Below are 14,006 nucleotides of genomic sequence, written 5' to 3' on the forward strand. Positions count from 1 at the left end.
GCGCGGCGGGAGCGGCGGCGTCCGGGCCGCGCGACCGCTCGCCGCCGAGGACCGCGCCCGGCTGCTCGCCGGGGCCCACCACGACCCGCACGCGCTGCTGGGCGCCCACCAGGTGCGCGGCGGCGTCTCCTTCCGCGTGCTGCGCCCGTACGCACGGACCGTGACCGTGCTGGCCGAGGGCCTGCGCGCCGCGCTGAAGGACGAGGGCGACGGGCTGTTCGCGGGGGTGCTGCCGCTGCCGGAGGTCCCCGCGTACTCCCTGCTCGTCGGCTACGAGGACGGCGAGCTGGCGACCGAGGACCCCTACCGCTTCCTGCCCGCGCTCGGCGAGCTCGATCTGCACCTGATCGGCGAGGGCCGCCACGAGGAGCTGTGGACGGCGCTGGGCGCGCGCCCGATGACCCACCAGGGCGTCACCGGCACCCGCTTCACCGTCTGGGCCCCCAACGCCCTCGGCGTCCGGGTCACCGGCGACTTCTGCTACTGGGACGGCACCGCGTACCCGATGCGCTCGCTCGGCTCCACCGGGGTGTGGGAGCTGTTCCTGCCGGGCGTGGGCGACGGCGCGCTCTACAAGTTCGACATCACCCGCCCCGACGGCACGCACACCCTGCGGGCCGACCCGATGGCCCGGCGCACCGAGGTGCCGCCCGCCACCGCCTCCATCGTCACCGAGTCGCACCACGAGTGGCGGGACGAGCTGTGGATGGCGGCGCGCGGCGACCGGCCGGTCCACGAGTCCCCGTTCTCGGTGTACGAGGTGCACCTGCCGTCCTGGCGCCCGCGCCTGACGTACCGTCAACTGGCCGAGCAGCTCCCGGCGTACGTCCGCGACCTGGGCTTCACCCATGTGGAGTTCCTGCCGGTGGCCGAGCACCCCTTCGGGGGCTCCTGGGGCTACCAGGTGACCGGCTTCTACGCCCCCACCGCCCGGATGGGCACCCCGGACGACTTCCGCTTCCTGGTGGACGCGCTGCACCGGGCCGGGATCGGGGTGATCGTCGACTGGGTGCCCGCGCACTTCCCCAAGGACGACTGGGCGCTGGCCTCCTTCGACGGGCGCACGCTGTACGAGCACGAGGACCCGGCCCGCTCCGAGCACCCCGACTGGGGCACCCTGGAGTTCGACTACGGCCGCACGGAGGTCCGCAACTTCCTGGTGGCCAACGCCACGTACTGGTGCGAGGAGTTCCACGTCGACGGGCTGCGGGTGGACGCGGTCGCCTCGATGCTCTACCTGGACTACTCCCGCGAGGAGGGCCAGTGGTCGCCCAACGAGCACGGCGGCCGGGAGAACCTGGACGCGGTGGCCTTCCTCCAGGAGATGAACGCCACGGTCTACCGCCGCTGCCCCGGCGTGATCACCATCGCCGAGGAGTCCACGGCGTGGGACGGCGTGACCCGCGCGACCCACCACGTCGGGCCCGGCGGCTTCGGCGGACTGGGCTTCGGCCTGAAGTGGAACATGGGCTGGATGCACGACTCGCTGGGCTACGCCGCCCACGAGCCGGTGCACCGCAAGTACCACCACCACGAGATGACGTTCTCGATGGTGTACGCGTACAGCGAGAACTACGTCCTGCCCATCTCCCACGACGAGGTCGTCCACGGCAAGCGCGCCCTGGTCACCAAGATGCCCGGCGACTGGTGGCAGCAGCGCGCCACCCACCGCGCCTATCTGGGCTTCATGTGGGCCCACCCCGGCAAGCAACTCCTCTTCATGGGGCAGGAGTTCGCGCAGGGCGCGGAGTGGTCGGAGACCCACGGGCCCGACTGGTGGCTGCTCGACCCGTCGTACTCGGCCGAGCCCGACCACCGGGGCGTGCGGGACCTGGTCCGCGACCTCAACACCGTCTACCGCGACGCCCCGCCGCTGTGGCAGCGCGACACCGACCCGGCGGGCTTCGCCTGGATCGCGGGCGACGCGGCGGAGGACAACGTCTTCGCCTTCCTGCGCCACGACGCGGACGGCGCCCCGCTGCTCGCCGTCTCCCACTTCTCCCCGGTGGTGCGCCACGACTACCGCCTGGGCGTCCCCGACTCCGTCCCCGCCTGGACGGAGGTCCTCAACACGGATGCCGCGCGCTACGGCGGCGGCGACCTCCGCAACGAGGACGCCCTCAAGCCGGAGACCGTCCCGAGCCACGGGCGGCCCGCCAGCCTGACCCTCACCCTGCCGCCGCTGGCGACGGTGTGGCTGCGGCCGGCGTGAGCGCGTCCGCCAGCGCGGCCGGGAGCGGCTCCGCGTGCAGCACGCCGAGCCGCTGGGTGGCCCGGGTCAGCGCCACGTACAGATCGCTCACCCCGTACCGGGCGGGCTCCACCACCAGGACCGTGTCGAACTCCAATCCCTTGGCCTGACGCGGATCCAGCAGGACCACCGGGCGGGTCAGATCGGGCTCGCCCGGCGGGACGTCCGGCAGCGCGGTGTGCAGCGCCGGGTGCAGCGCCCGCGGGGCGATCACCGCGAGCCGTCCCGCCTTCGGCGCGTGCTCCCGCACCGCCCCGGCGACCGCGTCCGCGAGACCCTCCGGCGCCGCCCGGCGCGCCCAGGGCCGCACCCCGGTCGCCCGCACCGAGCTCGGCGGCTCGAAGGCGGGGTCGACCGCACGGCAGACCCGCGCCGCGACCTCCATGATCTCGGCGGGCGTACGGTAGTTGACCCCGAGCCGCACGTGCTCCCAGCGGTCCTCGACGTACGGCCGCAGGATCCGCTGCCAGGAGCCGACGCCGGCCGCCTCGGCGGTCTGCGCCGGGTCGCCGACCAGGGTCAGCGAGCGGGTCGGGCAGCGGCGCATAAGCAGCCGCCAGGCCATCGCGGACAGCTCCTGCGCCTCGTCCACGACGATGTGGCCGAACGCCCAGGTGCGGTCGGCGGCGGCGCGCTCGGCGGCGCTGCGGTGGTCGGCCTCCTCGTGCCGGTCGGCGAACCGCTCGGCGTCGATGATGTCGTGCGCCGCGAGCACCTCCGACTCCTCGTCCTCGAACTCGAAGCTCTCCGAGCCCGCCGAGAGGTCCAGCACGCCCTGCGCGTAGGCGATCCGGTCCTGGCGCGCGGCCTCGGCGGCGGCGCGGGCGGCCGAGTCGTCCTCGCCGAGCAGTTCGGCGGCCTCGTCGAGCAGCGGCACGTCGGCCTCGGTCCACCGGCCGCCGGTGCGCCGGATCAGCTCGGCGTCGGCGTCGTCCAGATGGACCGGATCGGCCAGGAAGTCGGCGAGGAACTCCTCGGGGGTGAGCGCGGGCCAGAACGCGTCGATGGCGGCGTGCACCTCGCGGCTGGTGGCGATCTCCTTGCCGAGCTGGGCGAGGTCGTCGGGGCCCAGCAGGTTCTCGCCGCCAACGGGGCCTCCCCCGCTCGAACGAAGTTGAGAGCTTGGGGAAAGGTCGGCGCCGATCCGCTCCGCCAGCTGCGCGGTGAGCGCGTCGATGACGTGGAAGGCGAAGTGCGGGCGGGCCAGGTTGTGCGGCAGACCGCTCTCCCGGGCGCGCCAGCGGGCGTCCTCGGCCATGGCCCGGTCCAGGCTGAGCGTGCCGTAGCCCTCGTGGTCGATCTCGACGGCCGTGTGCGGCACGGTCTGCCGGTCGCGGACGGCCCTGGCGAGCACCTCGGCCATCGCGGGCCGGCCCTTGACCTCGGCGGCGGCCGGGGTGTCGGTGCCCTCGGCCCGTACGCCCGGGAAGAGTTCGCCCATGGTGGCCAGCAGCACGCCGGTCTCGCCCAGCGCGGGCAGCACCTCGCCGATGTACCCGAGGAAGGCGGGGTTGGGGCCGACGATCAGCACCGCCCGCCGGGCCAGCTGCTCGCGGTGCGCGTACAGCAGGTAGGCGGCCCGGTGCAGCGCGACCGCCGTCTTGCCGGTGCCCGGCCCGCCCTCGACGACCAGCACCCCGCGCCGCGGGGCGCGGATGATCCGGTCCTGCTCGGCCTGGATGGTCCGCACGATGTCGTGCATGCGGCCGGTGCGGGCCGCGTCGAGCGCCGCCAGCAGCACCTCGTCGGCGTCCGCGCCCTCGTGGCCGGTGCGGGCCGCGTCGGCGAGGTCGAGCAGTTCGTCGTGGAGCGCGGCGACCTCGCGGCCTTCGAGGGTGATGTGACGCCTGCGGCGCAGCCCCATCGGGGTGTGGCCGGTGGCGAGGTAGAAGGGGCGCGCGACATCGGCCCGCCAGTCGACGACCAGCGGGGTGCGCCGCTCGTCGTCGCGGCGGATTCCGATGCGGCCGATGTGGTGGCTGCTCGCGTCGGAGAAGTCGAGACGGCCGAAGCACAGCCCGTTCTCCCCCGCGTCGTAGGCGCTGAGCAGCCCGGACTGCTCGGCCACCAGCACATCGCGCTCGAGCCGCGCCTGAAGACCCGTACCGGCCTGCGCGAGCGCGCCGCGCACCGCCGCCTCGGCCTCGGTACGCAGAACGTCCAGGCGTGCGTAGAGCCCGTCGATGAATTGCTGTTCTTTCCGAATTTCCTCGGTTGACAATTCCGCTCCTGACGCGATACAGTGCTTTCTGTAAGGGCTTTTCGTGCATTCACCTTCATGAAGACACGAAGAATCCACTATAGACAGCGAAAAACCCCGGCCGCAATATCGGACCGGGGCTTTTTGATTTTCCGGGCGCTCTAGAGGACGTCTTCGAGCTCCTGCATCAGCCGGCGCTGCGGGCGCGCGCCCACCAGGGACTTCACCGGCTCGCCCGCGCGGAAGACCATCAGCGTCGGCATCGAGAGCACCCCGTATCTGAGGGTCGTCTCCGGGTCCCGGTCCACGTCCAGCTGGACCACCTTGAGCCGCTCGCCCTCCTCGGCCGCGATCCGGCTCAGCACCGGCGCCAGCTGACGGCACGGGCCGCACCACTCGGCGGTGAACTCCACCAGCACCGGCAGCTCCGCCGCCAGCACCTCCGCCTCGAAGGTCGCGTCCGTCACCACGTCCACGCCCGCCGCTCGTACCGTCATGCCAACCCCTCCGTCACACCCGTCAGTTCGCACCCGGGGACCCCGGGCACCAGCGAACCGGCCTCCAGCTCCGCGCGCGCCGTCTCCGCCCGGGCCAGCTGCGCGCCGACCTGGTCGCGCACCGACTGGAGCTGGCCGATCAGGCCGTCCAGCTCCGCCAGCTTGCGGCGGTACACGGCGAGCGAGGCCGGGCAGGTGTCCCCGGCCTCGTGACCGGCCCGCAGGCACTCCACGAACGGCCGGGTCTCCTCCAGCTCGAACCCGAAGTCCTGGAGCGTCCGGATCTGCCGGAGCAGCCGGAGGTCGTCCTCGTCGTACGTGCGGTACCCGTTCTCCGAGCGGCGCGCGGTCAGCAGACCGCGCGACTCGTAGTAGCGCAGCGCGCGAGTGGTGGTGCCCGCCCGCGCGGCCAGTTCGCCGATTCGCATGGGTTGACGGTAATCCTTGACGCCGAGGTCAAGGCAAGGGCCACCCGCGGCCCGGCCTCACCCCGCCCGGACCTCGTCCACCGTCCGCGACCAGTCGTCGCCCCCGTGGCCCTTCGCCAGGGAGCGGCCGGCGATCGCCCGTACCGCCTCCAGTACCGAGACGTCGAGGCCGCGCGCCCGCGCCAGGTGCAGGATGTGGTCCAGGTTCGCCGTCTCCATCGTCAGATTGCCCAGCACCCCGGGGTGCTCCCCCGCGTCCACGTGCCCGGCCATCGCCCCCGCCAGCGGCGGCAGGATCGAGGAGATCGTGTCCAGATGGGGTGCGAGCTCGGCCGCCTTCACCCCTTCCGCGCCCGCCAGCGCGAACGCGTGGATCAGCCCCGACATCGCGGTGAAGAAGAAGTCCAGCATCGCCAGGTCGTACACCGCCGCGGTCCCCGGGTCCTCGCCCAGGAACACCGCCCGGCCGCCGAGCGCCCCGAGCACGCCCTCGTGCGCCGAGAACACCGCCCGGTCACCGCTGTAGAGCACCAGCGCCTCGGGCGTCCCGACCACGGTGGTCGGGACCAGCACCGAACCGTCCAGGTAGGAGATGCCGTGCCCGGCAGCCCACGCGGCGGCCGTCCGCGAGCGCTCGGGGGTGTCCGAGGTGAGGTTCACCAGGACCCGGCCGCCGTCGAAGGCCCCGGCCTCCGCGAGCGGCCCGAGGACCGCCTCGGCCGCGTCGTAGTCCACCAGCGAGACCACCGTCAGGTCGCTCGCGCGGACCGCCTCCTCGGCGCTCGCGGCGAGGGCCGCGCCCCGCGCCACGAGCTCGTCCGCGCGCCCGGCGCTGCGGTTCCAGACGGTGGCCGGATGCCCGGCCGCCAGGAACGCGCCGGCCAGCGCGCGCCCCATGTTGCCGAGCCCGAGAACCGTCACGGAAGTGGCGGAAGAAGGAGTGGCGGGGGAAGGAACGGAAGGAACGGAAGAAGTGGAGGAGGAAGTCGTATGCGTCATGGGGTGATCCTTCGTCGCCCTCCAACTCCCCACAAGTACGGACCTTTTTGTCAGATACCCACCCCCGGGTAAGCATGCAGCTCAGCCCGCTCCCCGCTCCCCTGCCTCACTCCGGCGGCAGCAGCGGCTTTCCGCTCACCGGCGAGGACAGCACGATCGACGTCGTCGTGCGCCCCAGCACCGAGACCTGCGACAGGACCTCCTCCAGATGGACCGTGTCCGTCACCGCCACCTTGATGATCCAGCAGTCCTCCCCCACCACGTGGTGCACCTCCCGGACCTCCTCGCGCTCCATCAGCTCCAGGGTCCTCGGATGCTTGAGGGTGTAGCCGCCGTGCGGGTTGACCCGGATGAACGCCTGGATGCCGTAGCCCAGTCGGGCCGCGTCGACCCGTGCCCCGTACCCCGTGACCACCCCGCCCGCCTCCAGGCGCCGCAGCCGTTCGGTGACCGCCGCCGGGCTCAGCCGTACCCGCCGGCCCAGCTCGCTCAGCTTGATCCGGCCCTCCGCCTGGACCAGTGCGAGGAGCTGCCGGTCCACCTGGTCGAAGGCCGCTGAGGAATCGTGGGCCGAAGCCCGTGAACTCCGTGGTTCCTTCGGTACGGCCGCCAGTTCTCCCATGTTTCCCCCTTCATGATCCCGGCCGTCAACGTAACACTGTGTGCATGACATTCACCCCGTCCCCCACCCCCCGGAACGTGCTGGTCATCGGCGGCAACCGCTACTTCGGCAAGCGGCTGATCACCCGTCTCGTCACCGCCGGTGACCGCGTCACCGTGCTGAACCGGGGGTCCGCGCCACCACCGCCCGGCGTCGAGCACCTCGTCGCCGACCGCGACGACGGGGCGGCCCTCGAAGCCGCCCTCGGGGAGCGGACGTTCGACGTCGTCTTCGACCAGGTCTGCTACACCCCGCGCCAGGCCGCCACCGCCCGCCGCGTCTTCGCCCGCCGCACCCGCCGCTATGTGATGACGTCGACGGTCGAGGTGTACGAGTACGAGGACGCGGCCGAGCCGGTCGCCGAGTCCGCCGTCGACCCGCTCACGGTCGCCGTCGACCTCGAACTCCCCTGGCAGGACGGCGAGTTCGCGGCACGGCACTACGGCGAGGGCAAGCGGCAGGCCGAGGCGGTGTTCGCGGCCGGGGGCGACTTCCCGTACGTCGGGGTGCGCGTCGCCCATGTCCTCGGCGGCGCCGACGACTTCACCGGACGCCTCGCCCACTACGCGGACCGGCTGCGCGCCGGTGAGCCGATCGCGGTGCCCGCCCCCAACCGCCCCGCCACCTACATCGGCGTCGACGAGATCGCCGACTTCCTCTTCTGGACCGGCGGGCAGGACTTCACCGGGCCGGTGAACGCCGCCGCGCACGGCCCGCTCACCACCGAGGACATCGTGGCCGCGATCGGCGCCGGGCCCGCCCGCTACCGGACCGTGGAGGTCGGGGAGGTCTCCCCGTTCTCCTTCCGCCGCTCCTACGGCATGGACAGCACCCGCGCCGAACGGCTCGGGTTCGCCTTCTCGCACACCCGCGACTGGCTCGACGACGCCGTGGCGCAGACGCTCCCGGCCACCGAGGGGGACAACTGACATGCGGTACCGCGCACTTGGCGACGTCCGGGTCGGCGCCATCGGATACGGCGCCATGCCGCTGTCCATCGAGGGGCGGCCCGACGGGCCCCGCGCCCTCGCCACCGTCCACGCCGCCCTCGACGCGGGGGTGACACTGCTCGACACGGCCGACTCGTACTACGCCCCCGGCGGCGAGCCCGGCCACAACGAACTCCTGCTCGCCCGCGCGCTCGCCCGCTACGGCGGCCCCACCGACCACGTCCTGGTCGCCACCAAGGGCGGGCGCGGGCGCACCCAGGACGGCGACTGGAGCGTCGACGGGCGGCCGGAGCACCTCAAGCGCGCCGCGAAGGAGTCGCTGCGAAGGCTCGGCACCGAGGCGATCGGCCTCTACCAGCTGCACAAGCCGGACCCGGCCGTGCCGTACGCGGAGTCGCTGGGCGCGCTGCGCGAGCTGCTCGACGACGGCACCGTCCGCCTCGCCGGGATCTCCAACGCCGGTGCCGGGCAGATCCGGCAGGCCCGGGAGGTCCTGGGCGACCGGCTCGTCTCGGTGCAGAACCGCTACTCGCCCGCCGTGCGGGACGCGGAGGCCGAAGCCGCGCTGCGGCTGACCGGGGAGCTGGGGCTGGCGTTCCTGCCGTGGAGTCCGCTCGGCGGCATCTCCCGCAGCTCGCTCGACGGCGCCTCGGCCGTGGCCGCCGATCCCGCGTACGCGGCCTTCCACCAGGTGGCGCGGGCGCGCGGGGTCAGTCCGCAGCGGATCGCGCTGGCCTGGCTGCTGGCGCTCGGGCCGCACGTCGTGCCCATACCGGGCGGCAGCCGCCCCGAGTCCGTACGGGACTCGGCGGCGGCGGCCGATCTGGTCCTCACCGAGCAGGAGCGGGCGCTGCTGCCGTGAGGGGCGCGGGCGTCAGCCGGTGCGCCGGCGGCGGAACCTGCGCACGATCAGCCAGATCACCAAGGCGATGAAGGCCACGAAGAGCAGGAAGATCACCAGCAGGAAGATGCCCAGCTTCTTGAGGAAGCTCTTCTTTTTCTTCTTCTTGGGCTTGGCCAGCGTCACATGGGAGGCATGGCCGGACGTCCGGTGCGCCGCCGCCGGTGCGGCGGCGGGGGCCGGGGCGTCCGAGGCGGGCTGCGCCGCCACCGTGCGCACCACCGCGCTCGGCGCGGCCTCGGCAGCCGCCGGGGCCACCAGGGCGGTGCCCAGGAGCAGGGCGAGTACCACTGCGAACTTCTTGCTCATCGTTCCGGTTCCCTTCACGTCGTCCCCACCGCGAGACCGGCGCTCGCCTCGACTTCCATCAGCGAGGCGCTGTGCCGCTCCGCCTCAAAGGCTGCCCGCCCGCCGCGCAGGCCGAACAGGCGCTTGGAGAGCAGGATGTAGAGCACGGCCAGCACATTGAGCCCCAGCGTGGCGATCTTGAAGTAGCTGATCTTCTCGGTCAGCTCGTAGATCTCCAGCGGCAGGAACGCCGCCGTGGCCACCACGGTCAGGTACTCCGCCCAGCGCTCGGCCCGCCACAGCCCGACGGCCTCGACGATCTCGATCAGCGCGTACACCAGCAGCGCCACCGCCACGGCCACCAGGGTGGAGTGCTTGTAGCCGAACGACTTCTGGATGGTGTCCACGACCGGCGAGTGGTCCAGGTCGTAGTGGAAGTGCTGGAAGACCGGGCGGAAGACGTCCAGGTTCTCGTCGAAGAGGCGGCGCACCGAGTCCTGGCTGTTGCTGAACTTCCACACGGCGGCGGCCACCAGGACGATGAACACCCCGCGCACCAGCCGCTCCACGGCGAGGAAGCGCAGGATGAACAGGTCCCGCAGCACCTTGCCGCGCGGCACCAGCGGGGCGTCGTCGGCGGGGCCCGCGCCGTGCGGGGCGCCCAGGGCGAAGTCGCCGCAGCGCAGACAGCGCCACGCCTCGCCCAGCCCGGTGTCGGCGCGCAGCCGCTCCCGGAACACCGTCTCGCTCGGCTCGTACGTCACATGACCGCGCCGGGCGCAGGTGCGCCGGTCCCAGTCGATCTTCATGCTCTCTCGCTCTCCCCGTCACCCGCTTCCGGACGGACGCCCCGCACCGTAGTGGACATCTGTCCGGACGCGCTCAGGGGGTCGCGGGTTCCCTGGCCTCGGGAACGTCACCGTGGCCGGGGGCGCGACCGGCGGCTTCCGGCGCGTTCTCCGGCGCCTTCTCCACCGGCCCGTGCGGGTCGCTCGCGGCGAATCCGGCCTCGTCGAACGGGACCCGGCCCGCGAGGACCTCCTCGACCCGCGCCTTGTCGATCTCCTTGGTCCAGGTGCCCACCAGGACGGTGGCCACCGCGTTGCCCGCGAAGTTGGTCAGCGCCCGCGCCTCGCTCATGAACCGGTCGATGCCGACGATCAGGCCGACGCCGTCGACCAGTTCGGGGCGGTGCGACTGGAGGCCGCCGGCCAGGGTGGCCAGGCCCGCGCCGGTGACCCCGGCCGCGCCCTTGGAGGCCACGATCATGAACAGCAGCAGCGAGATCTGCTGTCCGGCGCTCAGCGGGTCGCCCATGGCGTTGGCGATGAAGAGCGAGGACATCGTGAGGTAGATCGCGGTGCCGTCCAGGTTGAAGGAGTAGCCGGTGGGCACGGTGATGCCCGCCACGGCCCGGCTGACGCCCAGGTGCTCCATCTTGGCGATCAGCCGGGGCAGCGCGGTCTCGGAGGAGGAGGTGGAGAGGATCAGCAGGAACTCGCGGCCCAGGTACTTCAGCAGCCGGAAGATGTTCACCCCGGCCAGCAGCCGCAGCAGGGTGCCGAGGACCAGGAGGACGAAGAGCGCGCAGGTGAGGTAGAAGCCGACCATGATCACGGCCAGCGACTTCAGCGCGTCCGTGCCGGTCTCGCCGACCACCGCCGCGATGGCGCCGAACGCGCCGACCGGCGCCGCCCACATCACCATCGACAGGATCCGGAAGACCAGCTTCTGGATGTGTCCGACACCGCGCAGCACCGGCTCCCCGGCGGAGCCCATGGCCTGCAGCGCGAAGCCGACGAGCAGGGCGATCAGCAGGGTCTGGAGCACCTGGCCCTCGGTGAAGGCGGAGACCATCGTCTTGGGGATGATCCCGAGCAGGAAGTCGGCGGTGGACTCGCTGGCACCGGCCGCCTGCTTGGCGCCCGCGTGCCGGGTCGCGTCGGTGAGGTGGAGGCCGGAGCCGGGCTCCAGGATGTTGCCGACGACGAGGCCGATGGCGAGCGCCACCGTCGACATCACCAGGAAGTAGCCCAGCGCCAGACCGCCGACGACGCCGACCTTGGCGGCCTTGCGCACCGATCCGATGCCGAGCACGATCGTGCAGAAGATGATCGGCGAGATCAGCATCTTGATCAGGTTCACGAAGCCGGTGCCGATGGGCTTCAGCTCGACGGCCACCCCGGGGGCGGCGAAACCGACGGTGATGCCGATCAGCACGGCGGCGATCACCGCGAGATAGAGATGGTTCGCGGGGTCGCGCCTGGCGGCTGCTGCGGTCACGGGGGTGCCTCCTCCTGCTTCCGTACGCGTCCCGCGTACGTGCGTCCATGTCCCGATGGATCCCCGCGACTATCCACCAGGCTGTGACGCCGGTCACCCTTGCGTGCATTTCGTTCACACGGCCTGTCCCCACGGTGATGTGCGCGGGTGCACACTGTCCGGCATGCGCATACCCCGTCCCCGCAGCCTCGCGGGCCAGCTCTTCGCCATGCAGGTGGTGCTGGTCGCCGCGATCGTGGCGGGCTGCGCGCTGTACTCCTACGTCCAGGACCGGGCCCAGGCCGAGGAGACCGCCCGGCGCCAGACCACCGCGATCGCGACGGCCGTGGCCACCTCGCCGGCCGTCGTCGACGCGGTCCGCTCGCCCGACCCGACGGCGGTCCTCCAGCCGTACGCGGAGAGCCTGCGGCACACCTCGGGGGTGGACTTCGTGGTGGTCCTCGCGCCGGACGGGACCCGCTGGACGCATCCGGTGCCCGGCGAGATCGGCCGCCCGTACCTGGGCGACATCGCGCCCGCGCTGCGCGGCGAGACCTTCAGCGAGACGCACATGGGGGTGCTCGGCCCCTCCGTGCGGGTCGTCTCCCCGGTCCGCGACCACGGCCGGATCACCGCCCTGGTCAGCGCGGGCATCACCATCGACAGGATCAGCGAGCAGGTGCGCAGGCAGGTGGCGGCGCTGCTCCTGGTCGCCTCGGGGGTGCTGGCGTTCGGCGGCCTCGGCACGTACGTGATCAACGCACGGCTGCGGCGGCACACCCACGGGATGAACGCGGCCGAGCTGAGCCGGATGCACGACTACCACCAGGCGGCGCTGCACGCGGTGCGCGAAGGGCTGCTGATGCTGGACGGGCGGCGCAGGATCGCGCTGATCAACGACGGCGGCCGGGAGCTGCTGGGGCTCGGCGAGGACGCGGTGGGCCGCTCGGTGGCCGAGCTGGGGCTGCCCGCGCCGCTGGCGGGGGCGCTGCTGGCGAGCGAGCCCCGGGCGGACGAGCTGCACATGACGGCCGACCGGATCGTGGTGGTGAACACCCGGCCGGTCTCCAGCGGGGGCCGCCGGGGCACCGTGGTGACCCTGCGCGACCACACCGAACTCCAGGCGCTCTCGGGCGAGCTGGACTCCGAGCGGGGCTTCACCCAGGCGCTGCGGGCGCAGGCGCACGAGGCGGCGAACCGGCTGCACGCGGTGGTCTCGCTGATCGAGCTGGGCCGGGCGGCGGAGGCCGTCGAGTTCGCCACCGCCGAGCTGGAGCTCGCCCAGGCGCTGACCGACCAGGTGGTGACGGCGGTGGGCGAGCCGGTGCTGGCCGCGCTGCTGCTCGGCAAGGCCGCGCAGGCCCATGAGCACGGCGTGGAGCTGGCGCTGACCGAGGGCAGCGCCATCGAGGACGGGCTGCTCGGACCCACGCTGCCGCCCCGCGACCTGGTCACCGTGCTGGGCAATCTGGTGGACAACGCGGTGGACGCGGCCCAGGGCAGCCCGCGCGCCCGGGTCGCGGTCACCCTCACCACCGAGGGCGACGCGCTGCTGGTCCGGGTCGCGGACAGCGGCTCCGGCGTCGCCCCGGCCGCCGCCGACGCGGTCTTCGAGCGCGGCTGGTCCACCAAGAGCCCGGGGCGCGGCATCGGTCTCGCGCTGGTGCGGCTGACGGCGGCCCGGCACGGCGGCAGCGTGGCACTGGCCCAGGGGCCGTACGGGGGCGCCGAGTTCACCGTACGGCTGCCGCTGCGCAGTGAGGCCGTGCCGGTATGAGCGACGCCGCCTCCCCCATCAGAGTGCTCGTGATCGAGGACGATCCGGTCGCCGCCGACGCGCACCAGCTGTACGTGGGCCGGGTGCCGGGCTTCGCGGTCGCCGGGGTCGCCCACTCGCGGGCCGAGGCGCTGCGCCTGCTGGACCGCGTCGGGATCGATCTGCTCCTGCTCGACCTGTACCTGCCGGACGGGCACGGCCTCCAGCTGGTGCGCTCGCTGCGGGCCGCCGGGCACGGCGCCGATGTGATCGCGGTGACCTCGGCGCGCGATCTGACGATGGTGCGCGAGGGCGTATCGCTGGGGGTGGTCCAGTACGTGCTGAAGCCGTTCACCTTCGCCACCCTGCGCGACCGGCTCGTACGGTACGCCGAGTTCCGCGCCACGGCCGGGGAGGCCAGCGGGCAGGAGGAGGTGGACCGGGCCCTGTCGGCCCTGCGCGCCCCGCAGCCCGCGGCCCTGCCGAAGGGGCTGAGCGCGCCCACGCTCCAGGCCGTCACCCGCACCCTGCGGGCCTCCGCGGCCGGGGTGACCGCGACCGAGGCGGCCGAGGCGGTCGGCATCTCGCGGATCACCGCCCGCCGCTATCTGGAGCACCTGGTGACCACGGGCCGGGCCGGGCGCACCCCGCAGTACGGGCAGATCGGCCGCCCGGAACTCCAGTACCGCTGGCTCGACTCCCGCCGCTGACACGTGACATGACGGACCGTCAGCATCGCTGGGGCGCGCCACCGCCCCATTGACCATGCTCCGGGGCGGCTTTACGTTCACCGGGCAGCCATTCGTGGCCCGA

At 73.0% G+C, this 14,006-nt stretch carries 13 protein-coding genes; 5 read left to right on the forward strand and 8 right to left on the reverse strand.

Features of this window, described 5'->3' with window-relative positions:
• The first annotated feature begins 61 nt into the window (after nt 1-61).
• Complete coding sequence (gene glgB, locus AB5J87_RS11065; RefSeq protein WP_369383471.1) at nt 62-2,212, forward strand: 1,4-alpha-glucan branching enzyme; 2,151 nt, start codon at nt 62-64, stop codon at nt 2,210-2,212.
• Here the strand turns inward: glgB and AB5J87_RS11070 are convergent.
• The 5 genes from AB5J87_RS11070 to AB5J87_RS11090 all read right to left on the reverse strand — a co-directional run bounded on the left by AB5J87_RS11070 (nt 2,169) and on the right by AB5J87_RS11090 (nt 6,997).
• Nucleotides 2,169-4,472 (reverse strand): helicase, encoded by a 2,304-nt coding sequence (locus tag AB5J87_RS11070; protein ID WP_369376229.1) that lies wholly within the window; start codon nt 4,470-4,472, stop codon nt 2,169-2,171. The two genes, glgB and AB5J87_RS11070, sit on opposite strands and share 44 nt — an antisense overlap.
• A gap of 140 nt (nt 4,473-4,612) precedes the next feature.
• Nucleotides 4,613-4,948 (reverse strand): thioredoxin, encoded by a 336-nt coding sequence (gene trxA, locus AB5J87_RS11075; protein ID WP_369376230.1) that lies wholly within the window; start codon nt 4,946-4,948, stop codon nt 4,613-4,615.
• On the reverse strand, nt 4,945-5,376 hold the full coding sequence (locus tag AB5J87_RS11080) for a MerR family transcriptional regulator (RefSeq protein ID WP_369376231.1): 432 nt from the start codon (nt 5,374-5,376) through the stop codon (nt 4,945-4,947). Before AB5J87_RS11080 ends, trxA begins: the two co-directional genes overlap by 4 nt.
• A gap of 57 nt (nt 5,377-5,433) precedes the next feature.
• Nucleotides 5,434-6,297, reverse strand: a complete 864-nt coding sequence (locus tag AB5J87_RS11085) for an NAD(P)-dependent oxidoreductase (RefSeq protein WP_369376232.1) — start codon at nt 6,295-6,297, stop codon at nt 5,434-5,436.
• A gap of 184 nt (nt 6,298-6,481) precedes the next feature.
• The gene (locus AB5J87_RS11090) at nt 6,482-6,997 is read right to left on the reverse strand and encodes an Lrp/AsnC family transcriptional regulator (protein WP_369376234.1); all 516 of its coding nucleotides are present in this window, start codon (nt 6,995-6,997) and stop codon (nt 6,482-6,484) included.
• A 44-nt stretch (nt 6,998-7,041) separates the two neighbouring features.
• On the opposite strand from AB5J87_RS11090, the gene AB5J87_RS11095 reads away from it, so the two are divergent.
• Both AB5J87_RS11095 and AB5J87_RS11100 read left to right on the forward strand, forming a co-directional pair.
• Nucleotides 7,042-7,965: an NAD-dependent epimerase/dehydratase family protein gene (locus AB5J87_RS11095; protein WP_369376235.1), complete on the forward strand. Its 924-nt coding sequence runs from the start codon at nt 7,042-7,044 to the stop codon at nt 7,963-7,965.
• Between the two features lies 1 nt (nt 7,966).
• Nucleotides 7,967-8,848 carry an aldo/keto reductase gene (locus tag AB5J87_RS11100; protein WP_369376236.1) on the forward strand — a complete coding sequence of 294 codons (882 nt, stop codon included), beginning with the start codon at nt 7,967-7,969 and terminating at the stop codon, nt 8,846-8,848.
• A gap of 12 nt (nt 8,849-8,860) precedes the next feature.
• On the opposite strand, the gene AB5J87_RS11105 is transcribed toward AB5J87_RS11100, so the two are convergent.
• From AB5J87_RS11105 to AB5J87_RS11115, 3 genes are all read right to left on the reverse strand, one after another.
• Nucleotides 8,861-9,196, reverse strand: a complete 336-nt coding sequence (locus AB5J87_RS11105) for a hypothetical protein (RefSeq protein ID WP_369376237.1) — start codon at nt 9,194-9,196, stop codon at nt 8,861-8,863.
• Between the two features lie 14 nt (nt 9,197-9,210).
• A complete protein-coding gene (locus tag AB5J87_RS11110; protein WP_369376238.1) occupies nt 9,211-9,984 on the reverse strand; it encodes a DUF2127 domain-containing protein in 774 nt (257 codons plus the stop codon).
• A 73-nt stretch (nt 9,985-10,057) separates the two neighbouring features.
• Entirely contained in the window at nt 10,058-11,458 is a 1,401-nt protein-coding gene (locus AB5J87_RS11115) for a cation:dicarboxylase symporter family transporter (protein ID WP_369376239.1), read from the reverse strand.
• A gap of 163 nt (nt 11,459-11,621) precedes the next feature.
• Here AB5J87_RS11115 and AB5J87_RS11120 point away from each other — a divergent pair, with 163 nt between their 5' ends.
• Together AB5J87_RS11120 and AB5J87_RS11125 are read left to right on the forward strand one after the other, a co-directional pair.
• On the forward strand, nt 11,622-13,214 hold the full coding sequence (locus tag AB5J87_RS11120; protein ID WP_369376240.1) for an ATP-binding protein: 1,593 nt from the start codon (nt 11,622-11,624) through the stop codon (nt 13,212-13,214).
• Nucleotides 13,211-13,903 carry a response regulator gene (locus AB5J87_RS11125; RefSeq protein WP_369376241.1) on the forward strand — a complete coding sequence of 231 codons (693 nt, stop codon included), beginning with the start codon at nt 13,211-13,213 and terminating at the stop codon, nt 13,901-13,903. The genes AB5J87_RS11120 and AB5J87_RS11125 overlap by 4 nt, the downstream gene beginning before the upstream one ends.
• Nucleotides 13,904-14,006: the final 103 nt, after the last annotated feature.

This window comes from Streptomyces sp. cg36 (assembly GCF_041080675.1).
GTDB lineage: Bacteria > Actinomycetota > Actinomycetes > Streptomycetales > Streptomycetaceae > Streptomyces.